This window comes from Amycolatopsis stemonae, from assembly GCF_054781455.1.
In genome coordinates, this window is the sequence record NZ_BAAGUJ010000028.1 from 65608 (window position 1) to 86456 (window position 20849).

At 72.0% G+C, this 20849-nt stretch carries 21 protein-coding genes; 10 read left to right on the forward strand and 11 right to left on the reverse strand.

The features are described from left to right. Positions 1-57: 57 nt before the first annotated feature. Positions 58-762: an MgtC/SapB family protein gene (locus tag ACYVLJ_RS47135; protein ID WP_460443642.1), complete on the forward strand. Its 705-nt coding sequence runs from the start codon at positions 58-60 to the stop codon at positions 760-762. Positions 763-845: 83 nt separating this feature from the next. On the opposite strand, the gene acnA is transcribed toward ACYVLJ_RS47135, so the two are convergent. Next, entirely contained in the window at positions 846-3656 is a 2811-nt protein-coding gene (acnA, locus tag ACYVLJ_RS47140) for an aconitate hydratase AcnA (protein WP_451972493.1), read from the reverse strand. A gap of 348 nt (positions 3657-4004) precedes the next feature. Between acnA and ACYVLJ_RS47145 the strand changes: the two genes are divergently transcribed. Next, on the forward strand, positions 4005-5315 hold the full coding sequence (locus tag ACYVLJ_RS47145; protein WP_460443656.1) for an NlpC/P60 family protein: 1311 nt from the start codon (positions 4005-4007) through the stop codon (positions 5313-5315). Here the strand turns inward: ACYVLJ_RS47145 and ACYVLJ_RS47150 are convergent. Then, a complete protein-coding gene (locus tag ACYVLJ_RS47150) occupies positions 5312-5713 on the reverse strand; it encodes a DUF1801 domain-containing protein (RefSeq protein ID WP_451972495.1) in 402 nt (133 codons plus the stop codon). The two genes, ACYVLJ_RS47145 and ACYVLJ_RS47150, sit on opposite strands and share 4 nt — an antisense overlap. A 60-nt stretch (positions 5714-5773) precedes the next feature. Between ACYVLJ_RS47150 and ACYVLJ_RS47155 the strand changes: the two genes are divergently transcribed. From ACYVLJ_RS47155 to ACYVLJ_RS47175, 5 genes are all read left to right on the forward strand, one after another. After that, positions 5774-6481 (forward strand): SAM-dependent methyltransferase, encoded by a 708-nt coding sequence (locus tag ACYVLJ_RS47155; protein WP_460443643.1) that lies wholly within the window; start codon positions 5774-5776, stop codon positions 6479-6481. 9 nt (positions 6482-6490) lie between these two features. After that, positions 6491-7015 (forward strand): molybdenum cofactor guanylyltransferase, encoded by a 525-nt coding sequence (gene mobA, locus ACYVLJ_RS47160; RefSeq protein ID WP_460443644.1) that lies wholly within the window; start codon positions 6491-6493, stop codon positions 7013-7015. Between the two features lie 143 nt (positions 7016-7158). Continuing rightward, positions 7159-8229, forward strand: a complete 1071-nt coding sequence (locus ACYVLJ_RS47165) for an AAA family ATPase (RefSeq protein WP_160697712.1) — start codon at positions 7159-7161, stop codon at positions 8227-8229. 7 nt (positions 8230-8236) lie between these two features. Then, entirely contained in the window at positions 8237-9181 is a 945-nt protein-coding gene (locus ACYVLJ_RS47170; RefSeq protein ID WP_451972501.1) for a DUF58 domain-containing protein, read from the forward strand. A gap of 133 nt (positions 9182-9314) precedes the next feature. Then, positions 9315-10295 (forward strand): VWA domain-containing protein, encoded by a 981-nt coding sequence (locus tag ACYVLJ_RS47175; RefSeq protein ID WP_451972503.1) that lies wholly within the window; start codon positions 9315-9317, stop codon positions 10293-10295. Between the two features lies 1 nt (position 10296). Here the strand turns inward: ACYVLJ_RS47175 and ACYVLJ_RS47180 are convergent, their stop codons facing one another. The 7 genes from ACYVLJ_RS47180 to ACYVLJ_RS47210 are packed head-to-tail and all read right to left on the reverse strand — an operon-like array spanning position 10297 to position 16085. After that, positions 10297-10806, reverse strand: coding sequence for a hypothetical protein (locus tag ACYVLJ_RS47180; RefSeq protein ID WP_460443645.1), 510 nt, complete (start codon positions 10804-10806; stop codon positions 10297-10299). 23 nt (positions 10807-10829) lie between these two features. After that, positions 10830-11291, reverse strand: coding sequence for a tRNA (cytidine(34)-2'-O)-methyltransferase (locus tag ACYVLJ_RS47185; RefSeq protein ID WP_460443646.1), 462 nt, complete (start codon positions 11289-11291; stop codon positions 10830-10832). 5 nt (positions 11292-11296) lie between these two features. Continuing rightward, positions 11297-11719 carry an acyl-CoA thioesterase gene (locus tag ACYVLJ_RS47190; RefSeq protein WP_460443647.1) on the reverse strand — a complete coding sequence of 141 codons (423 nt, stop codon included), beginning with the start codon at positions 11717-11719 and terminating at the stop codon, positions 11297-11299. A gap of 16 nt (positions 11720-11735) precedes the next feature. Next, complete coding sequence (locus ACYVLJ_RS47195; RefSeq protein ID WP_460443648.1) at positions 11736-12680, reverse strand: type 2 periplasmic-binding domain-containing protein; 945 nt, start codon at positions 12678-12680, stop codon at positions 11736-11738. Next, the gene (locus tag ACYVLJ_RS47200; RefSeq protein WP_460443649.1) at positions 12677-14068 is read right to left on the reverse strand and encodes a sensor histidine kinase; all 1392 of its coding nucleotides are present in this window, start codon (positions 14066-14068) and stop codon (positions 12677-12679) included. Before ACYVLJ_RS47200 ends, ACYVLJ_RS47195 begins: the two co-directional genes overlap by 4 nt. A gap of 3 nt (positions 14069-14071) precedes the next feature. Beyond that, a complete protein-coding gene (locus tag ACYVLJ_RS47205; protein ID WP_460443650.1) occupies positions 14072-14740 on the reverse strand; it encodes a response regulator transcription factor in 669 nt (222 codons plus the stop codon). Positions 14741-14747: 7 nt separating this feature from the next. Continuing rightward, positions 14748-16085 carry an MFS transporter gene (locus ACYVLJ_RS47210; RefSeq protein WP_460443651.1) on the reverse strand — a complete coding sequence of 446 codons (1338 nt, stop codon included), beginning with the start codon at positions 16083-16085 and terminating at the stop codon, positions 14748-14750. Positions 16086-16270: 185 nt separating this feature from the next. Between ACYVLJ_RS47210 and fabG the strand changes: the two genes are divergently transcribed. Next, positions 16271-16975, forward strand: coding sequence for a 3-oxoacyl-ACP reductase FabG (gene fabG, locus ACYVLJ_RS47215; protein WP_451972519.1), 705 nt, complete (start codon positions 16271-16273; stop codon positions 16973-16975). A gap of 38 nt (positions 16976-17013) precedes the next feature. Further along, positions 17014-17781: an enoyl-ACP reductase FabI gene (fabI, locus tag ACYVLJ_RS47220; RefSeq protein WP_451972521.1), complete on the forward strand. Its 768-nt coding sequence runs from the start codon at positions 17014-17016 to the stop codon at positions 17779-17781. A 3-nt stretch (positions 17782-17784) separates the two neighbouring features. On the opposite strand, the gene ACYVLJ_RS47225 is transcribed toward fabI, so the two are convergent. Continuing rightward, positions 17785-18945 carry an MFS transporter gene (locus ACYVLJ_RS47225; RefSeq protein WP_460443652.1) on the reverse strand — a complete coding sequence of 387 codons (1161 nt, stop codon included), beginning with the start codon at positions 18943-18945 and terminating at the stop codon, positions 17785-17787. Positions 18946-19014: 69 nt separating this feature from the next. Then, positions 19015-19596 carry a TetR/AcrR family transcriptional regulator gene (locus ACYVLJ_RS47230; protein WP_460443653.1) on the reverse strand — a complete coding sequence of 194 codons (582 nt, stop codon included), beginning with the start codon at positions 19594-19596 and terminating at the stop codon, positions 19015-19017. Between the two features lie 86 nt (positions 19597-19682). Here ACYVLJ_RS47230 and ACYVLJ_RS47235 point away from each other — a divergent pair, with 86 nt between their 5' ends. Further along, positions 19683-20726, forward strand: coding sequence for a ferrochelatase (locus ACYVLJ_RS47235; RefSeq protein ID WP_460443654.1), 1044 nt, complete (start codon positions 19683-19685; stop codon positions 20724-20726). Positions 20727-20849 lie beyond the last annotated feature (123 nt).

The window sequence follows — 20849 nt, forward strand, 5'->3', positions numbered from 1 at the left end:
GATCCGTCCGGTCTCCTCCCTGTCCGGCAGTGCGCGCACGCCGGAAAAGAGTCGGACATGACCATCTTCGAAATGCTGCTGCGCGTCGGGACCGGCGTCGGCCTGGGCGGCGTCATCGGGTTCGAGCGCCAGTTCCGCGCCCGGATGGCCGGGTTGCGCACCAACGCCCTGGTCGCGGTCGGCGCGACGCTGTTCGTGCTGCTGTCCGCGCACGGCTTCGGCGGGCTGAGCTCGAGCGGCGACGCCGACCCGACCCGGGTGGCCGCGCAGATCGTCTCGGGCATCGGGTTCCTCGGCGCCGGCGTGATCCTGCGCGACGGCCTCAACGTCCGCGGCCTCAACACGGCGGCGACCCTGTGGTGCTCGGCGGCGGTCGGCGCCCTGGCCGGAGCGGGCCTGTACGTCGTCGCGGCGGCCGGAACCGCGGTCGTGGTCGGGGTGAACGTCGTGCTGCGACCGCTCGGCCGGGTCGTCGACCGCCGCCCGGAGTCGGGCGACGAGACGCCGACGAAGTACGCGTTCCAGGCCGTCACGCGGGACGCGACCGAGGCGCACGTGCGGGCGTTGCTCGTGCAGTCGCTGACCCGCACGGACTTCCGGCTGCTGTCGGTGCTGAGCACGGACCTCGAGGACCGCACGGTCGAGGTCCGCGCCGAGCTGATCGGCGACCAGCGCGACGACGCCCAGATGGAGGCGGCGGTTTCGCGGCTTTCGCTGGAGCCGTCGGTGTCCAGCGTGCGCTGGGACGCCGTGTCCGCCTAGCCGGAGCGGAGGAACTCGCCGGGCATCCGGACGACGAAGGCCTCCCCACCTGCTCGATGGGGAGGCCTTCGGTGCGGAAGCCCTTACGCCTGCGTCATCTTCCGCAGCACGTACTGCAGGATGCCGCCGTTGCGGTAGTAGTCCGCTTCACCCGGGGTGTCGATGCGGACGTCCGCGTCGAACTCCACCTTGGTGCCGTCGGCCTTGGTCGCCGTGACGTGCACCGTGCGCGGGGTGTCGCCGTCGTTGAGCGCCGTGATGCCCGAGATGTCGAACGTCTCGGTGCCGTCCAGCTTCAGCGACGCGGCCGACTCGCCGGCCGGGAACTGGAGCGGGATGACGCCCATGCCGATCAGGTTCGAGCGGTGGATGCGCTCGAACGACTCGGTGATCACCGCGCGCACGCCCAGCAGCGACGTGCCCTTGGCCGCCCAGTCGCGCGACGAGCCGGAGCCGTACTCCTTGCCGCCCAGCACGACCAGCGGGGTGCCCGCCTTCGCGTAGTTCTGGGCCGCGTCGTAGATGAACGCCTGCGGGGCGCCCTCCTGCGTGAAGTCGCGGGTGTAGCCGCCCTGCACGTCGTCCAGCAGCTGGTTGCGCAGCCGGATGTTCGCGAAGGTGCCGCGGATCATCACCTCGTGGTTGCCGCGCCGCGAGCCGTAGGAGTTGAAGTCCTTCTTCTCCACGCCGTGCTCGGTCAGGTACTGCGCGGCCGGGGTGCCCGGCTTGATCGCGCCGGCGGGGGAGATGTGGTCGGTGGTGACCGAGTCGCCCAGCTTCGCCAGCACGCGCGCGCCGGTGATGTCCGTGACCGGCGCAGGCTCCGCCTGCATGCCCTCGAAGTACGGGGGCTTCCGGACGTAGGTGGACTCGGTGTCCCACTCGAAGGTCTTGCCCTCCGGGGTGGGCAGCGACTTCCAGCGCTCGCCGCCGTCGAAGACGTCGGCGTAGTCCTTGGTGAACATCTCCTGCGTGATCGCGTAGTCGATGGTCTCCTGGATCTCCTGCGCCGTCGGCCAGATGTCCTTCAGGAAGACGTCGTTGCCGTCGGTGTCCTGGCCCAGCGGCTGGTTCGTGAAGTCGAAGTCCATCGTGCCGGCCAGCGCGTAGGCGATGACCAGCGGCGGCGACGCGAGGTAGTTCATCTTCACGTCGGGGTTGATCCGGCCTTCGAAGTTCCGGTTGCCCGAGAGCACCGAGACCGCGGTGAGGTCGTTCTCCTGGATCGCCGCGGAGATCTCGTCCGAGAGCGGGCCGGAGTTGCCGATGCAGGTGGTGCAGCCGTAGCCGACCAGGTGGTAGCCCAGCTTCTCCAGGTACGGCCACAGGTTGGCCTTGGTGTAGTAGTCGGTGACCACCTGCGAGCCCGGCGCCATCGACGTCTTCACCCACGGCTTGACCGACAGGCCCTTGTCCACGGCGTTGCGCGCGAGCAGCGCGGCGCCGAGCATGACCGACGGGTTCGAGGTGTTGGTGCACGAGGTGATCGAGGCGATCACGACGGCGCCGTGGTCGAGGATGAACTCGCCGCGGTCGGCACTGGACACCTTGACCGGCTTGGACGGGCGGCCGTTGCCGCCGTTGGCCGCGGACTGGAGGTCGACGGCGTCCTCGTCCTTGAACGAGAGGGCGGCCGGGTCGGAAGCCGGGAAGGACTCCTCGACGGCCTCGTCGACCTTGGTGTGCGGGGTCGGCTGCTCGCCGTCCACGTAGTCGTGGATCGACTTGCGGAAGGACGACTTCGCGTCCGACAGCTCGATGCGGTCCTGCGGGCGCTTCGGGCCGGCGATCGACGGGACGACCGTCGAGAGGTCCAGCTCGAGGTACTCGGAGTAGGACGCCTCGTGCGACGCGTCGTGCCAGAGGCCCTGCTCCTTGGCGTACGCCTCGACCAGCGCGACCTGCTCCGCGGACCGGCCGGTCAGCTTGAGGTAGCGGACGGTCTCGTCGTCGATCGGGAAGATCGCCGCGGTCGAGCCGAACTCGGGGCTCATGTTGCCGATGGTGGCGCGGTTGGCCAGCGGCACCTGGGCGACGCTCTCGCCGTAGAACTCGACGAACTTGCCGACCACGCCGTGCTTGCGCAGCATCTCGGTGATGGTCAGCACGACGTCGGTGGCGGTGACGCCGGCCGGGATCTCGCCGGTCAGCTTGAAGCCGACGACGCGCGGGATGAGCATCGACACGGGCTGGCCCAGCATGGCCGCCTCGGCCTCGATGCCGCCGACGCCCCAGCCCAGCACGCCCAGGCCGTTGACCATGGTGGTGTGCGAGTCGGTGCCGACGCAGGAGTCGGGGTAGGCCTGGCCGTTGCGGCTCATCACCGTGCGCGCGAGGTGCTCGATGTTGACCTGGTGCACGATGCCGGTGCCCGGCGGGACGACCTTGAACTCGTCGAAGGCGCCCTGGCCCCAGCGCAGGAACTGGTAGCGCTCGCGGTTGCGTTCGTACTCGATCTCGACGTTGCGCTCGAAGGCGTCGGCGCGGCCGAAGACGTCGATGATCACCGAGTGGTCGATGACCAGCTCGGCCGGCGCGAGCGGGTTGACCTTGTCGGGGTCGCCGCCGAGGTCGGTGACCGCCTCGCGCATGGTGGCGAGGTCGACGACGCACGGCACGCCGGTGAAGTCCTGCATGATCACGCGGGCGGGCGTGAACTGGATCTCGATCGACGGGTCGGCGTTGGGGTCCCACGAGCCGAGCGCGCGGATGTGGTCGGCGGTGATGTTCGCGCCGTCTTCGGTGCGCAGCAGGTTCTCGAGCAGGATCTTCAGGCTGTAGGGCAGCCGCTCGGCGCCCTCGACCTTGTTCAGGCGGAACACCTCGTACGAGGCGTCGCCGACCTTCAGCGTGTCTTTGGCGCCGAAGCTGTCCTTGCTGGCAGGTGCGGTCACGTCTAACTCCAGTGGCATGGACTTCCGCGCCGGTGCGGCGGTCGAGTCCCGGGTCAGTTCGGTCGGGTTCGGTGGTGGCGAGTCTTGCGCACCCCCACCGTAGGACCGGATTCGGGATGGCACACCTCGCGGTGCCCCAAACAGTACGCGTGTCCTGTTTAGGGTTCAAGACGACACGCGGTGTGGGCTGCGCCATCCGTTGCGAGGGTCCCTCAATAAGGGGAATTGGTGCCTACGGTGTGTAAGTTTCCGGTGATGCTTGTGATAGTGGTGTGACTGCAGTGACGCGCGATGTGCGCAGGTGAGCGGAGGTGGGCGGTCGTGCCGGAACGGCGCAGGGGCTGGGGAGTGCCGGGCACCCGCCGCGGACTGACCGTGAGCACCCTGGTCCTGGTGATCTTGTTCGGCCTGGGCGGCACGGGCCTGGCGGCGCCACCGCCCCCGCCGAACCCGAGCGACTCCGAGCTGAACAACAGCAAGGCCGAGGCCAACGCGAAGGCGGGCGAGGTCGGCCGGCTGACCAACCAGCTGGCCCAGGCCGAGCAGAAGCTGTCGCAGCTGCAGGACGACGTCGAGCTCAAGCAGGAAGAGGCCAACAAGGCCCTGGTCGACCTGCAGTCCGCGCAGGACGCGGCGGCGCAGGCGGAGAACGACGCCAAGGCCGCCCGGGGCGAGGCCGACGCCGCGTCCGCCGCCATCGAGAAGGCCCGCACCGACCTCAAGACGTTCGCCGCCGCGAGCTTCCAGCAGGGCAGCACGGTCGGCTCGCTGTCGGCGTACCTGAGCGCCGACAGCCCCAAGGACATGCTCGCCCGCGCCCAGCTGCTCGACGCCGTCGGCGGCGACCGGCTCAACGCCCTCGACCGGCTCCAGCAGGCACAGACCGAGAAGGCGAACAAGGACTCCGCCGCGCGCAAGGCCGCGGAGATCGCCCAGCAGAAGCAGGACGCCGCCCGGCAGGCGAAGACCAGCGCGGACTCCGCGCAGACGGCCGCCGAGCAGGCCCAGGACAGCCAGGCGTCGCAGAACACCCAGCTCGAGAAGAACAAGTCCGACGTCGAGCAGCAGCTCTACGCCGCGCAGTCCAAGGTCAACGGCCTGCAGGGCCAGCGCCAGCGCTACCAGGACTGGCTCGCCCAGAAGCAGCGCGAGGACGACGAACGCGCCCGTCAGGCCGCGCTCGGTTCCGGCGGGGGCGGCCGCCCGTCCGCCGGGCCCGCGCCGTCCGGCCCGGCCGGGTCGTCGATCGAAGCGGTCATCGCCCGCGCGCTGTCGAAGGTCGGCCTGCCGTACGCCTGGGGCGGCGGCAACGCCGGCGGCCCGACGCGCGGCATCCGCGACGGCGGTGTCGCCGACAGCTACGGCGACTACAACAAGATCGGCTTCGACTGCTCCGGGCTGATGATCTACGCGTTCGCCGGGGTCACCGGCCTGCCGCACTACAGCGGCTACCAGTACACGGCCGGGCGGCGCGTGCCGCTGTCCCAGATGCGCCGCGGCGACATGCTGTTCTGGGGCGGCGCGGGCGGCATCCACCACGTCGCGCTCTACCTGGGCGGCGGGCAGATGGTCGAGGCGCCGCAGTCCGGCCTGCGGGTCCGGGTCGCCCCGGTCCGCTACGGCGGGATCATGCCCTACGCGACCCGCCTGATCGGCTAAGCCCCGGCTTCGCGCTTGAGCTTGCGCCAGCCGCCGGCCCGGTTGTTCGCGATGATCTGCCGGAACATCGCGGTGAGCGCGGGCGCGTTGATCGGCTCGCCTTCGCGGAAGGCGACGGTGCGCGCGGTCTTGTTGCCGTGCCCGGCCGTGATGATGCCCTCGGGGTCGGGCACGATGCCGCCGTCGTAGACGAACACGTTGACGTGGTCCTTCGCCGCCAGCAGGGCGCAGATGTTGCCCTCGAGCACGAAGTACGGCTGCCGGGTGCGCTTGATGGTCTCGACGACCTCGGGGTCCGCGGCGTGGACCAGCTCGCGGACCTCGCGGCAGATCGCCTGCTGCCACTCCGGCAGGGCGTCGATGTAGGCGTCGACGCGCGGCTCCACGGTGTAGGTCACCGGACGAGTATGCCGGAAATCCGGTCGACGCCGTCCCTGCGCGGGCCTGAAGATCCCCCGGTGGACGACGAACTGAACGCGCTGCGGCGCTCGCGGATGCGCTGGAACACGCCCCTGTCCGAGGCACACGCCGAGCTGCTGCTCGACCGCATGGACCTGGGCGCCGCCGGCCACCTCGTGGACCTCGGCTGCGGCTGGGGCGAACTGCTCTCGCGGGCCGTCGGGCGGACGCCGGGCCTGCGGGGGACCGGCGTCGACACCGACGTCACCGGCCTCGACCGCGGCCGGGCGGCGGCCGGGGACCGCGCCGTGGAGTTCGTCGAGGCCGACGCCTCGACCTGGGCCGAACCCGCCGACCGCGCCTTCTGCATCGGCGCGGCGCACATCTTCGGCTCGACTAAGGCCGCGCTCGAAGGGCTCACGCGGGTGGTTCCGGCCGGCCGGCTGCTCTACGGCGACGGCTTCTGGGCGGTGCCGCCGAACCCCGCGGCCGAAGAGATCTTCGGGCCGGACATGCTGTCGCTGCCGGACCTGCTCGACGCGGCGGGTGCCGCGGGCTGGCGGGTGCTGCACTTCAGCGTGGCCGACCAGCTCGAATGGGACGACTTCGAGTCGACCTCCCGGCTGGCGTTGCAGGAGTGGCTGGTGGGGCACCCGGCCGATCCGCGGGCGCCGGCGGTGCGGGACTGGCTGGACGGCCGGCTGCGCCAGTACGTCCGCGACTACCGGGGCGTGCTGGGCTTCACCTACCTCGTGCTCGGCCGCTAGATTCCCGGGATGCGCTACGCGGGGATCGTGGTGGCCGGCGGACCGTCCGGAGTGGACAAGCCGTCGCCGGCGGGCCGGAACCCCTTGCTGGCCCGCGCGATCCACGCCCTCGACGGCGCCGAGCGGGTGATCGCCGTCGGCCCGCGGCGGCCGGGCTTCGACGTCCTCTGGACCCGGCAGCCGGTGCCGGGAACGGTGGCCGCGGTCGCCGCCGGGCTCGCGTTCGTCCCGGACGACGCCGAGGCGGTGGCGGTGCTGGCCGACGGCTTCCCGGGCGTCCGGCGGTCCACAGTGGACCGCCTGGTGGCGGCGATCGGTGACGGTGACGGCGCGGTGCTCGTGGACGCCGCCGGAGCCCGGCGCTGGCTGCTGGGCGCCTGGCGGGTGGCTGCCCTCCGCGACGCCCTGCCCGGCGACCCGGCGGACGCGTCGCTCCCGGGCACCCTGGCCGGGCTGCGCATCGCCGACGTCCGGGCCGAGCTGGGCGAAGCCGACGTCATCGACCCCCCGGACGACCTCGAGCGGCGCGGCTGAGCTTCACAGATGTCACACCGGGGAAGGTGTTGGCTACGGGTGGACGTCCGCGTGCCGGGCGGACGAACGACCGGGGGACGCAGTACGGTCGCACCGCGTGATGATCGTCGCGGGGGCGGCGCACGAACTTTCGAGGAGGCAGAGTGACCGAGCCCGGCTACGCCGAGGGCGGGAACGGCCAGCAGGCGACACCGGCGCGGGACGCCCAGTTGCTGGAGCGGACCGTGTTCGAGGTCAAGCGGATCATCGTCGGCCAGGACCGCCTGGTCGAGCGGATGCTGGTCGGCCTGCTGGCCAAGGGCCACCTGCTGCTCGAAGGCGTGCCCGGCGTGGCGAAGACGCTCGCGGTCGAGACGTTCGCCCGGGTCGTCGGAGGCTCGTTCTCGCGCGTCCAGTTCACCCCCGACCTGGTGCCCGCCGACATCCTCGGCACCCGCATCTACCGCCAGGGCGCCGAGCGGTTCGACGTCGAGCTCGGCCCGGTCGTGGCCAACTTCGTGCTCGCCGACGAGATCAACCGCGCGCCGGCGAAGGTCCAGTCGGCGATGCTCGAGGTGATGGCCGAGCGGCACGTGTCGATCGGCGGGCAGACGTTCCCGATGCCCGACCCGTTCCTGGTCCTGGCCACGCAGAACCCGATCGAGAACGAGGGCGTGTACCCGCTGCCGGAAGCGCAGCGCGACCGGTTCCTGTTCAAGATCGTCGTCGAGTACCCGACGGCCGAAGAAGAGCGCGAGATCATCTACCGGATGGGCGTCGCCCCGCCCACCCCGCACGAAGTGCTCTCGCCGTCCGAGCTGGTCCGGCTGCAGGGTGTCGCGTCGCAGGTGTTCGTGCACCACGCGCTGGTCGACTACGTCGTGCGGCTCGTGCTGACCACCCGGACGCCGAACGAGCACGGCCTCGCCGACGTCGCCGGCTGGGTGTCCTACGGCGCTTCGCCGCGCGCGAGCCTGGGCATCATCGCGGCCGCCCGGGCACTGGCCCTGGTCCGCGGCCGCGACTACGTGCTGCCGCAGGACGTCGTCGATGTCGTGCCGGACGTGCTGCGCCACCGGCTCGTGCTGTCCTACGACGCGCTGGCCGACGGCGTGCCCATCGACCACATCATCACGCGCGTGCTGCAGACCGTGCCGTTGCCGCAGGTCTCGGCCCGGCCGCAGGGCGGGGCCGGCCAGGGCGGCCCGGTCCCGGCGGGCGCGCCGGTCAGGTAACCCGGCGATGGCGAAGAACGAGAAGGGCACCCGCCCTTCGTGGGCGCCGCCGGTACTGCGCGGCGACCGGCTGGAAGCCGGGCTCCGGACGCTGGAGCTCGACGTCCGGCGCCGGCTCGACGGGCTCCTGCAGGGCAACCACCTCGGCCTGGTGCCGGGGCCGGGGTCCGAGCCCGGTGAGGCCCGCCCGTACCAGCCCGGCGACGACGTCCGCCGGATGGACTGGGCGGTCACCGCCCGCACGACGACCCCGCACATCCGCGAGACCGTCGCCGACCGCGAGCTGGAGACGTGGGTGGTCGCGGACCTCTCGGCGAGCCTCGACTTCGGCACGGCCCTGTGCGAGAAGCGTGACCTGGTGGTCTGCGCGGTCGCGGCGGTCGCGCACCTGACCGGGGGCGGCGGCAACCGGATCGGCGCGCTGGTCTCCACCGGCGCCGACACGACCCGTATCCCGGCGCGCGGCGGCCTCGCGCACGCCCGCGGCCTGGTCCGGAAGCTGGCCGAGACACCGCGCGCGGCCGAAGGAACCCGTGGCGACTTCGCGAACGCGCTGGAGCAGCTGCGCCGCCCGCCGCGCCGTCGCGGCCTCGCCGTGGTGATCTCCGACTTCCTGGGCGACACGTCGTGGGAGCGGCCGCTGCGGGCGCTGGGCGGGCGGCACGAACTGATCGCGATCGAAGTCCTCGACCCGCGCGACGTCGACCTGCCCGAGGTGGGCACCGTCGTGCTGGCCGACCCGGAGACAGGGAAGCAACGCGAAGTGCATGCGTCGGCCTTGCTGCGCAAGGAGTTCGGGGCCGCGGCCCACGCCCACCGCCAGACGGTGGCGGCCGGCCTGCGGCGCGCGGGCGCGGCGCACCTGACGCTGCGCACGGACGCCGACTGGATCGCCGACATGGTGCGGTTCGTCGTGGCCCGCAAGCGCCGCTGGTCGGGGGGTGTCGCGTGAGGGAGCGTGCGACCGGACCATTCGGCACAGTGGAGCTTGCGACCGAACCATTCGGCACAGTGGAGCTCGCGACCGAACCATTCGACACGGCGTCGCCGGCTCAGGCCGCACCGAGCGTCTGCGAGGTGCGCGCATGAGCTTGACGGGCTTCACCGCGCCTTGGTGGTTCCTGCTGCTGATCGCCGTCGCGGCGGTCGCGGCCGGGTACGTCCTGGCGCAGCGGGCGCGCCGGAAGCGGACCATGCGGTTCGCGAACCTGGCGCTGCTGGAGAAGGTCGCGCCGAAGACGCAGGGCTGGGTCCGGCACCTGCCCGCGGTACTGATCGTGCTTTCGCTGCTGATCCTCACCGTGGCCCTGGCCGGCCCGACCGCCGAGCAGAAGGTGCCGCGCAACCGGGCGACCGTGATGCTGGTGATCGACGTGTCGCTGTCGATGGAGGCCACCGACGTCGCGCCGACGCGGCTCAAGGCGGCCCAGGACGCGGCGACGCAGTTCGCGCAGAACATGACCCCGGGCATCAACCTCGGCCTGATCTCGTTCGCGGGCACGGCGACCGTGCTGGTCAACCCGACGACGGATCGCAACGGCGTGATCAAGGCGATCGAGAACCTGAAGCTGGCCCAGTCGACGGCGACCGGCGAGGGCATCTTCGCGGCCCTGCAGTCGGTGGAGAGCTTCTCCAGCGTCGTGGGCGGCGCCGACGGGCCACCACCGGCCCGGATCGTGCTGATGTCGGACGGCAAGCAGACCGTGCCCGAAGACCTCTACGCGGCGCGCGGCGGTTACACGGCCGCGCAGGCGGCGAAGCAGGCGGGCGTGCCGATCTCGTCGATCTCGTTCGGCACCACCCACGGTTCGGTCGACATCGACGGCAAGGCCCAGCCGGTGAGCGTCGACGACGAGTCGCTGCGCGAAATCGCCCGACTGTCCGGCGGTGACTTCTACAAGGCGGCGAGTGCCGAGGAGCTGAAGAAGGTCTACGCGGATCTCGGCGAGCAGATCGGTTACGAGCTCAAGGACGCCGACGCGAGCAAGCCCTGGGTGGTCGTGGGGACGCTGTTGCTCATGCTGGGCGCGGCGGCCAGCCTGTTCTGGGGCCAGAGACTCCCGTGACTCAGGCTCGGCGGACGCCGTACAGGCTTCCGCCGAGCAGGGTCACCCCGGACAGCACGCCGCTGACGAACGGCACCCACCCGGCCGCGCTCCCGAGCAGGGCGAGACCGACGACGCCGAGCACGCTCAGCACCACCCCGACCACGAGGATCGACCGCGTCTTCCACGCCGAAGCCAGCGCGACGAAGTGCAGGCCGACGACGGTGGCGATCCACGCGACGTTCGCCTGCACCGGCGCGTCCAGCAGGCTGAGCACGAAGAACCCGGCGACGAGCAGCACGACTTCCCCGGTCACGATCACCCGGTACCTCGGCCCGAACATCGGCCGGCCCTCCAGCGTCGGCCGCCCGCCCGCGCGGACCCCGAATACCACCACGGCCGCGAGCGCGAGGACGGCGAGTGCCCGCAGCACCCACCCGAGCGCCGCCGGCAGCGGGGCACCGGAGTTGACCAGGACGAACACGGTGCCGAACGCGGCGCCGATGAGCGCCCCCAGGAACTGCTGTCGCATCCGGCGAACCTACCGGACGGTGATCACGCGCCCGCGAAGCCGTTCTGGCGCCAGGCCTCGTAGATCGTGATGGCCGCCGTGTTGGCCAGGTTGAGCGAGCGGCTCGTCGGCAGCATCGGGAGCCGGACGCGGCCGGTCACCTGCGGGGCCTGCTGCACCTCCGGCGGCAGCCCGACCGACTCCGGCCCGAACAGCAGGACGTCGCCGGGGCCGTAGGAAACGTCCGTGTACAGGCGGGTCGCCGACGCGCTGAACGCGTAGACCTTCGCCGGCAGCAGCACTTCCCACGCCGCCTCCAGCGAGGCGTGCACCCGGACGCGGGCGAGGTCGTGGTAGTCGAGGCCGGCGCGGCGGAGTTGCTTGTCCTCCAACGTGAACCCCAGCGGCTCGACCAGGTGCAGCTCGCAGCCCGTGTTCGCCGCGAGCCGGATCGCGTTGCCCGTGTTCGGCGGGATTTCCGGGTGGTAGAAGAGCACGCGGAACACGGGCGTCAGTCCCCGAGGAGGGCCGAGTAGACCTTGCGGACCGCGTCCGGCGGGGCCGTGGGCCGCACGGTGGCCGGGTCGACGAACACGTACCGGACGTTCGCCGCCAGCACGAGCGCGTCGCCGCGGTGGATCTCGAAGTCGAAGATCAGCGACGTCGTCCCGAGGTGGGTCAGGTACTGCGACACCACGAGCTCCTCGTCGTAACGCGTGGGCTCGCGGAACTTCAGGTTCGCCTCCGCCACCACGACGTCCGTGCCGTGCGCCAGGAATTCGTCGTGGGAGCCGAAGAGCGCCTTCTCCGCCTCGAAGGCGCACATGTCCACATAGGCCATGTAGTGGGCGTTGAAGACGATGCCCTGGCCGTCGCACTCGTGGTAGCGCACGCGCAGCGGCATCTCGGCGATCGGGCGGCGGGGTTCGGTCACCGGTCCAATCTAACGGTCAGCCGTGCCGGGCCCGGTACGCGGCCGCCGCGCCCGGCTGCAACGGCACCGGCTGGGTGCCGATGAGCGTCCGGACGTCGAGGAACTGCGTGCCGACCGCCTCGGCGGGCACGAGGTCGGTCGCCCGCTCGACGAGCACCCGGACGACCGCCGCGGCGACGTCGCCGGGCAGCGCGGGGGAGCAGACGAGCAGGTTCGCCACGCCGATGGTGCCCAGCGTGCCGACCCCGCGGTACGCGCCGTCGGGCACCTGGACCTGGTCGTACACCGGCCCGTACGCGGCGCGCAGCGCCGGCACCACCGCATCCAGGGGAAGCAGCGCGATGGGCGTGGTGCGGGTGAGGTCGGCGAGCTTCGGCGTCGGCACGCCGCCGGACCACAGCATCGCGTCGATCCGCCGGCCGGCCAGCGCACGGACGGCTTCGTCGAACAGCAGGTGCTTCGCGTCCACCGGGACGCCGGCCTTCGCGAACAGCCGCTCGCCCAGTTGCGCCGCGCCGGAACCGCCCGCGCCGAGCGACACCGGCCGGCCCGCCAGGTCGGCGAGCCGGCGCACCGGGCCGTCGGCGCGCACCACGAGCTGGAGGTAGTTCTCGTAGACGCGGCCGAGCGCGAGCAGCGGCACCTTCCCGGTGAACGGTGCGCCCCCGGCGAGCGCCGTCTGGGCGACGTCGGCGAGTACCAGCCCGAGATCGGCCTGCCCGCGCCGCACCAGGTCGACGTTGGCGACGCTCGCCTCGGTCGGCACGGCGGTGGCGTGCAGCCGGGGCTCCGCGCGGCTCAGCTCGGTCGCCAGCAGCTCGGCGAAGGCGAGGTAGAACCCGCCGCGCTCGCCGGCGGCGATGGTGAGCGTGCGCTCCGGGCCGTCGTAGCCGGACGTCGAGCTGCCGGCGAGGGCGAGCCCGAGGCCGCCGAGCAGGAAGCCGCGCCGCGTGGTGGTCATGGCGCCTCCGCCAGCGGCAGCGTCACGTGGACTTCGAGGCCGTGCGGCACGGCTTGGCGCAGGTCCAGGACCCCGCCGCGGGTGCGCACCTGCTGGTGCGCGATGGCGAGCCCGAGGCCGGTCCCGCGGGGCGCGCCTTCGCCGCCGGCACGCCAGAACCGTTCGGTGGCCCGCGCCCGGTCCTCTGTGGACAGACCGGGCCCGTCATCGGCGACGACGAGCGTCGCCGATGACGCGCTCGTCGACCAGTCCGTGGTGATCTTCGCGCCGCGGCCGGCGTAGTGGACGGCGTTGTCCAGCACCACGTCCAGGATCTGCGCCAGCTCGCCTTCCGGGCAGCGGACGGTCACCGGCTCGTCGTGCCCGGGCGGCGGCACGATCGCCGAACCCGCGTCCTCGGCGGCGGGCCGCCAGGCGTCGACGCGCTCGGCGAGGACCGCGGCCAGGTCACACGCTTCGTCGGTACCGCCCGCGGCGACGCGTGTCGCCGTGCTCTCGGCCAGCGCGAGCGCGAGCATCCCGTCGAGGAGCTTCTCGAGGCGCTCCACCTCCGCCACGGTCGCGCGGTAGGTGCGGTTGCCGCCGTCGACCTGGGCGGCGAGGGAGTCGACGCGCAACCGCAGGGCCGCCAGCGGATTGCGCAGCTGGTGCGAGGCGTCGGCGACCAGCCGGTGCTGCTGGTCGGCGGCCTCCAGCACGGCCTCGGACATCCGGTTGACCTCGCCGGCGAGCACCCGCAGCTCACGCGGGCCGGTGCGCTCCGGGACGTGCGCGCGGTGCCCGGCGGCGACGGCCAGCACCCCGGTCTCCAGTTCGTGCAGTGGCCGCACCATCCAGCGGGCCAGCACGACGGCGAGCAGCACGAACACGACCGCCACCAGCAGCGCCCCGGCGCCGATGGTGCCCCAGCGGGTGGCGACGTCCGCGGCCGCCGCCGTCACCGACGCCCGCAGCACGACCACGCCGGACACCCGGGTGCCGGTGCCGACCGGTCGCGCGAAGTAGGCCGGTTCGGCCGACCACGGGCGCAGCCGGCCGACCTGCGGCGCCGGCTCGTTGCGCATCGTCGCCTCCACCAGCGCGTGCACCGCCGGGTCGGCCGCGGTGAGCCCGCCCGCCTGCACCAGCGGCGCGCGGCGCGCGTCCACGATGACGACGCCTTCGCCGTACAGGTCGGCGTAGCGGGCCGCGTCGGCGACGAGCGCGGCCGGGTCGCGGGTGTCGACGGCCTGCTGGGCCAGCACGACGAACCGGTCGACGTCGGCGGTCCGCGAGATGACCAGCTGCTGGGTGCGCTGCTCGGCCGTCGAGCTCAGCAGCGGCACGGCGAAGGCGGCGACCACCGCCAGCGCCAAGGCGACCAGGACGACCAGCAGCCGCGTCCGCACGGGTCACCCCCGGCCGAGCCGGTAGCCGAAGCCGCGGATGGTGGAGAGCAGCCCCGGCCGGTCCAGCTTCGCGCGCAACGACGTCAGGTGGACGTCCAGGGACCGCGACACCGCCAGGTAGGCGTCGCCCCAGACCTCGTCCATCAGCTGCTGACGGCTTACCGCGGTCCCCGGCCGCGCGGCGAGCACGGCCAGGACCTCGAACTCCTTGGTCGTCAGCCCGATGTCGTGCCCGGCCACCAGCACCCGCCGCGCGCCGAGGTCGATCTCGACGTCTTCGACGTGCACGACGTCCCCGGCGGGCGCCGCGCGGGCCACCGCGCGCCGCACGACGGCGTCCATCCGGGCCAGCAGCTCGGCCAGGCGCACCGGCTTGGTCAGGTAGTCGTCCGCGCCGAGGCGCAGGCCGCGCACCACCGAGCGTTCGTCGCCGCGGGCGGTCAGCACGATCACCGGCACCGGCGACACCGCCCGGATCTTCCGCAGGACGTCCAGGCCGTCGAGGTCCGGCAGGCCCAGGTCGAGCAGGACGAGGTCGGCCCCGCGGTGGCGGTGCAGGGCGTCCGCGCCCCGGGCGACGCTCGTGACGGGATGACCGCGCGCGTGCAGCGACTCGGCGAGCGCGCCGGCGACACCCGCGTCGTCTTCGACGAGGAGCACGCGCACGGTCATCCCTTTCTCAGTGTCGATCTTCCCTGCGGTCCTCCAGCTCGGAGGTCTTCGAGGTTTCCCGCATTGTGCCGTAGACGATCAGCGAGACGAGGATCGTGCCCGCGACGTACCAGAAGAACACCGGCTCGTGCCCGGCGCTCTTCAACGCCTGCGCGATCAGCTCGGCGGTGCCGCCGAAAAGCGCCACGGTCAGCGCGTAGGGCAGCCCGACGCCGAGCGCGCGGATCTTCGTCGGGAACAGCTCGGCCTTCACGATCGCGTTGATCGACGTGTAGCCGGCGACGATCACGAGCCCGGCCAGCACCAGGAAGAACGCGCCGACCGGGTTGCGGGTCGAGCCCATCACCGTCATCAGCGGGACGGTGAGCAGCGTGCCGCCGATGCCGAAGAACAGCAGCAGCGGGCGGCGGCCGATCCGGTCCGACAGCTTCCCGGCCAGCGGCTGCAGCAGCGCCGCGACGAGGATCGCGCAGAACAGCACGATCGTCACCTGCCGGCGCGGGATGTGCGCGGTGTTCTCCAGGAACTTCTGGCTGTAGGTGGCGAAGGTGTAGAAGCCGACGGTTCCGCCGAGCGTCAGGCCGACGACGAGCGCGATCTCCTTGGGGTACTTGGCCAGCGTGCGCAGGGTGCCGCGGTCACCGGCCGCCTTGCCGTGGTCGTCGCCCGCAACCTGCTCGTAGCTCGCCGACTCGTCCATGCCGCGCCGCAGCCACATCACCGTCAGCGCGGCGACCGTCCCGACGCCGAACGCGATCCGCCAGCCCCACGCCGTCAGCTGCTGCTCGGTGAGGATCGCCTGCAGGATCAGCTGGAGGCCCAGGGCCAGCAGCTGGCCGCCGTAGAGCGTCACGTACTGGAAGCTCGAGTAGAAGCCGCGCTTGCCGGGCGTGGCCACCTCCGAGAGGTAGGTCGCCGAGGTGGAGTACTCGCCGCCGACCGAGAGCCCCTGGATGAGCCGGGCGACGAGCAGCAGGATCGGCGCGGCGATCCCGATCGTGTGGTAGCTGGGCGTGACGGCGATGAGGAGCGAGCCGCCCGCCATGAACGTCACCGAGAGCACGAGCGCGCTGCGGCGGCCGAACCGGTCGGCGAAGCGGCCGAGCATCCAGCCGCCGAGCGGCCGCATGAGGAACCCGACGGCGAACACGGCCGCGGTCCCGAGGAACGCCGCCGTGGTGTCGCTGGTGGGGAAGAAGGACTTGGCGAAGTATGTGGTGAACGCCGCATAGGCGTACCAGTCGTACCACTCGATCAAGTTGCCGATCGAGCCGCGAAGCACGTTGCCGATAACGCGTTTCTCGCTCACGGCCACGGCGTCCGTGCCGCTGATCCGGGTTGTCATCGTCGACCTCCTGTGTTGCGACTCACGGTGACCAACCAGCGGGTAACCAGCAAGGTCGGAGGGCAGTTCCTAACACCCGCTTAGGACGGTCGCGGACACCGCGGGCGCGGGTGCGCGTCGCGGCGGGACTGCCGATAACCTCGTGCCCGGCAGCAGCGCACGGGTCGAAGAAGAGGGAGAACACTGTGGGACGGTCGGTTCTGGTCACCGGGGGTAACCGAGGCATCGGTTTGGCGATCGCCCGGGACCTCGCCGAGCAGGGGCACCAGGTCGCCGTCACGCACCGTGGTTCGGGTGCGCCGGACGGGCTCTTCGGGGTCCGGGCGGACGTCACCGACACCGAGCAGATCGACGCCGCGTTCAAGCTCGTCGAGGAGCACCAGGGCCCGGTCGAGGTGCTGGTGTCCAACGCGGGGCTGACCGACGACACGTTGCTCATGCGGATGAGCGACGAGCAGTTCGAGCGCGTCGTCAACGCGAACCTGACCGGCGCCTACCGCGTCGCGAAGCGTGCTTCGCGCGGGATGCTGCGCGGCAAGTGGGGCCGGTTCATCTTCATCTCTTCGGTGGTCGGCCTCTCCGGCTCGGCCGGCCAGGCCAACTACGCGGCGTCGAAGGCGGGCCTCGTCGGGTTCGCGCGGTCGCTGGCCCGCGAGCTCGGCTCCCGCAACATCACCTCGAACGTGATCGCGCCCGGTTTCGTGCACACCGACATGACCGACGAGCTGTCCGAGGACCGCAAGAAGGAGATCCTCGCGGCGGTGCCGTCGGGCCGGTACGCCGAGCCGGCCGAGATCGCCGCCGCGGTGCGCTACCTGGCCTCCGAGGAAGCCGGCTACGTCAACGGCGCGGTGCTGCCGGTCGACGGCGGCCTCGGCCTCGGCCACTGATCTTTCGCCCTCATCCCGAACCCAGACTTGGAGGACCCGTGCCCGGACTGCTCGAAGGCAAGCGCCTGCTGATCACCGGCATCATCACCGACGCCTCGCTCGCCTTCCACGCGGCCAAGATCGCGCAGCAGGAGGGCGCGAAGGTGGTGCTGACCGGCTTCGGCCGCATGTCGCTCGTCGAGCGCATCGCGAAGCGGCTGCCCGAAGAGGCGCCCGTGATCGAGCTGGACGTCACCAACCAGGAGCACCTCGACGGCCTCGCCGACAAGGTCCGCGAGCACGTCGACGGCCTCGACGGCGTGCTGCACTCGATCGGCTTCGCGCCGCAGACCTGCCTCGGCGCGCCGTTCCTCGACGCGCCCGCCGAGGACGTCAAGACCGCGATCGAGATCTCGACGTACTCGTACATGTCGCTGGCGAAGGCGTGCCTGCCGCTGATGGGCCGCGGTGCGTCGTACGTCGGCATGGACTTCGACGCGCGCGTCGCGTGGCCGGTCTACAACTGGATGGGCGTGGCGAAGGCCGGGCTCGAGTCGGTCAACCGCTACCTGGCCAAAGAGCTGGGCCCGCAGGGCATCCGCGTCAACCTGGTCAGCGCCGGCCCGATGAAGACGATGGCGGCCAAGTCCATCCCGGGCTTCGTCGACCTGGAGGACGGCTGGGGCGACCGCGCGCCGCTCGGCTGGGACAGCACGGACCCGGACCCGGTGGCGAAGAGCGTCTGCGCGGTGCTGTCGGACTGGCTCCCGGCCACGACCGGCTCGATGATCATGGTCGACGGCGGGGTCCACTTCCTCGGCGTCTGAGCCTCACACGGCCACCGGCTCACGGTCGTCGCTCCGCTGGACGGCGGCGGCGACCGTGAGCGCGGCCACCGTCGCCGCGCCGAGCGCGATCCCGGTCCAGGCGACGCTCGGGAAGCCGAACCCGGCGTCGATCGCGACGCCGCCCAGCCAGGGCCCGACCGTGTTGCCGACGTTGAACGCCGCGGTCGTGCTGGCCCCGACGAGCGTCGGCGCGTCCCCGGCGGCCTGGAAGGCGCGGAGGTTCAGGGCCGGGTTGGCGCCGAAGGCGGCCACACCGAAAACGAGCACGGCCGCGACGGCGACGTGCGCGTCGGTGGTCAGGGCGAGCACGAGCAACGCCGTCACCGCGAGGGCGAGGCAGCCGTACAGCGTGGCGAACGGCCGCCGGTCGGCCAGCCGCCCGCCCGCGCTGATCCCGAGCAGCGCGCCGACGCCGAACAGCGCCAGAACGCCCGGCACCCATTCGCCGGGCAGGCCGTCGGTCTCGGTCAGCAACGGCGCCAGGTAGCTGAACGCGGCGAAGATCATGGCCTGGCACAGGGCGATCACACCGAGCGCGAGCCAGACCCGGCCGAGCCGGTAGAGCCGCAGTTCGCCCCGGACGCTCAGCGGTCCGCCGGTCGTCTCGGGCACCAGCAGGGCCACGCCGATCACCGCGAGCGCGGTCACCGCCGTGACCGCCCAGAACGCCGTCCGCCAGCCGGCGTGCTGGCCGAGGAAGGTGCCGGCGGGCACCCCGGCGATGTTCGCCACGGTCAGTCCGCCGACCAGCACCGCCATCGCGCGCCCGCGCCGCTCGACGGGCACGAGCGCGATCGTCGTCGCCAGGGCGACGGCCCAGAACCCGGCACAGGCCAGCGCCGCGATCACCCGCGTCGCGAAGAGGAGCGCGTACCCGTCGGCGAGCGCGCCGACGACGTGCGCCGCGGCGAACACGCCGAGCAGGGCCAGCAGCGTCCGGCGGCGGGGCAGGCGCAGGGTGCCGATGGCCAGCAGGGGCGCGCCGACGACCATGCCGATGGCGAACGCGGAGATCAGCAGGCCGGCGTCGGGGATGCTCACGTGCAGGTCGGCGGCCATGCCGGGGAGCAGGCCGGTGATCATGAACTCGGACGTGCCCAGCGCGAACACGCTGAGCCCGAGGACGAAGACGGCCAGGGGCATGAAGGTCCCTCCGGTTATGTATCGGTCAGTTCAAAATCGGGGCATGGTTCGCCATTGCCGAAATGGTGTTCAGTGCGTGATGCCCGCCAGTGCGATGTCCGCGACGGCGTGCATGCGCTCGCGGCTCGTGCCCCGGCGGGCCAGCACACGCAGGCCCGAGGTGGTGCTGAGCAGGAACTCCGCCACGTCGGCGGGGTCGAGGCCGTCGCGGAGGCTGCCGTCGAGCACGCCTTCCCGGACGCATTCGGCGAACATGGCCAGGTTTCGGTCGGTGTCGTCCCGCAGGGCGGCGCCGACTTCGTCGTCGGGCAAGCCGAGCTCGGCCAGGGTGTTGACGACGAGGCAGCCGCGCCGGCGTTGCTCGACGTCGTCTTCGACGGTCTGGTCGAGGACCGCCGCGAGCCGCTCGGCCGCCGTGCCCGGGCCGTCGAGGATCGCCTGCCGCTTGCCGAGCTGGGTGCTGGTGTAGTGCGTGAGCGAACGCCGGAAGAGGGCCCGTTTGCTGGTGAAGGTGTTGTAGACGCTGCTGCGTCCGAGCCCGGTGGCGTCGCAGAGGTCCTGCGTCGACGTCGCCTCGTAGCCGTGTTCCCAGAAGGCGTGCATCGCCTTCTCGACGGCGGCGGTCTCGTCGAACTCCCGTGGCCTGGCCATGGCCCGACCGTAGCACAGTTCTGTACTGGTCGATTCATAATGGGCCCGCGTCAGCGTGCGGGCCGCCACATCGGCAAGATGGCGGGGTGGGATACGACGCGTTGCTGTGGCTTTCGTTCGGCGGTCCGGAAGGGCCCGACGACGTCATGCCGTTCCTCGAGAACGTCACCAAGGGCCGGGGTGTGCCGCGGGAGCGGCTGCTCGAAGTCGCCGAGCACTACCAGCACTTCGGCGGTGTATCGCCGATCAACAAGCTGAACCGCGACGCGATGGCCGCGGTCGAGAAGCAGCTCGCGGCCGCCGGCATGGACCTGCCGGTGCACTTCGGCAACCGCAACTGGCACCCGATGGTCGAGGACACGCTCGCGTCGCTGACCGCGTCCGGCGCCCGGCGGGTCCTGGTGTTCCCGACGAGCGCGTACGGCGGCTACTCGGCGTGCCGCCAGTACGACGAGGACCTCGAGCGCGCCCGCGCGGCGGTCGGCACCGACGCGCCCGAAATGGTGAAGCTGCGCCAGTTCTTCGACCACCCGCTGTTCGTCTCGGCGGTGGCGGACGGCGTCCGCGAGGCGCACGCGTCGCTCGGGAACGCGCCGGGGATCCGCACGGTGTTCACGGCGCACTCGGTGCCGTCGAGCGCGGACCGCGCGTCGGGCCCGCCGGCCGAGGGCGGTCACCGGTACTCCCGCCAGATCGCGGAGGCGGCGCGCCTGGTGGCCGCCGAAGCGGGGATTGCCGAGTACGACGTCGTCTGGCAGTCCCGGTCCGGGCCGCCGCAGGTCCCGTGGCTGGAGCCGGACATCGTCGACCACATCGACGCACTGCACGCCGCGGGCGTCACGGGCGTGGTCGTCTCGCCGATCGGGTTCGTCTCGGACCACCTCGAGGTGATCTGGGACCTGGACAACGAGGCAGCGGAACGCGCGGCGGACCACGGAATGGCCTTCGCCCGCGCGGCCACGGCGGGTGCGGACCCGCGCTTCGCGGAGCTGGTGGTGGAGCTGATCCGCGAGCACACGCACGGCGTCCCACCGCGGAAGCTGTCCCCGTTCACGGCGGCGGGCTGCACGGTCAACGGCGCGCCGTGCGCGGTCGGCTGCTGCGAACCGGCCAAACGCCCGGGTCGCTAGCTGTGATGTCCGGGGACGTTGTCCCGACTTGAGGTGACCGGTGACGGCCTGTCGTGCAGACAGGTGAAGGCCTCCGGTTGTGAAGTGGAGCTGTCGAGGAACCGCTTCACCCACCGGAGGCCT

Excerpts from the sequence above, each read along its gene's own strand:
- ACYVLJ_RS47135 (WP_460443642.1), top strand. The coding sequence starts at position 58 with ATGACCATCTTCGAAATGCTGCTGCGCGTCGGGACCGGCGTCGGCCTG.
- mobA (WP_460443644.1), top strand. The coding sequence starts at position 6,491 with ATGCGCTACGCGGGGATCGTGGTGGCCGGCGGACCGTCCGGAGTGGAC.
- ACYVLJ_RS47170 (WP_451972501.1), top strand. The coding sequence starts at position 8,237 with ATGGCGAAGAACGAGAAGGGCACCCGCCCTTCGTGGGCGCCGCCGGTA.
- ACYVLJ_RS47175 (WP_451972503.1), top strand. The coding sequence starts at position 9,315 with ATGAGCTTGACGGGCTTCACCGCGCCTTGGTGGTTCCTGCTGCTGATC.
- ACYVLJ_RS47180 (WP_460443645.1), bottom strand. The coding sequence starts at position 10,806 with ATGCGACAGCAGTTCCTGGGGGCGCTCATCGGCGCCGCGTTCGGCACC.
- ACYVLJ_RS47195 (WP_460443648.1), bottom strand. The coding sequence starts at position 12,680 with ATGACCACCACGCGGCGCGGCTTCCTGCTCGGCGGCCTCGGGCTCGCC.
- ACYVLJ_RS47205 (WP_460443650.1), bottom strand. The coding sequence starts at position 14,740 with ATGACCGTGCGCGTGCTCCTCGTCGAAGACGACGCGGGTGTCGCCGGC.
- ACYVLJ_RS47210 (WP_460443651.1), bottom strand. The coding sequence starts at position 16,085 with ATGACAACCCGGATCAGCGGCACGGACGCCGTGGCCGTGAGCGAGAAA.
- ACYVLJ_RS47225 (WP_460443652.1), bottom strand. The coding sequence starts at position 18,945 with ATGCCCCTGGCCGTCTTCGTCCTCGGGCTCAGCGTGTTCGCGCTGGGC.
- ACYVLJ_RS47230 (WP_460443653.1), bottom strand. The coding sequence starts at position 19,596 with ATGGCCAGGCCACGGGAGTTCGACGAGACCGCCGCCGTCGAGAAGGCG.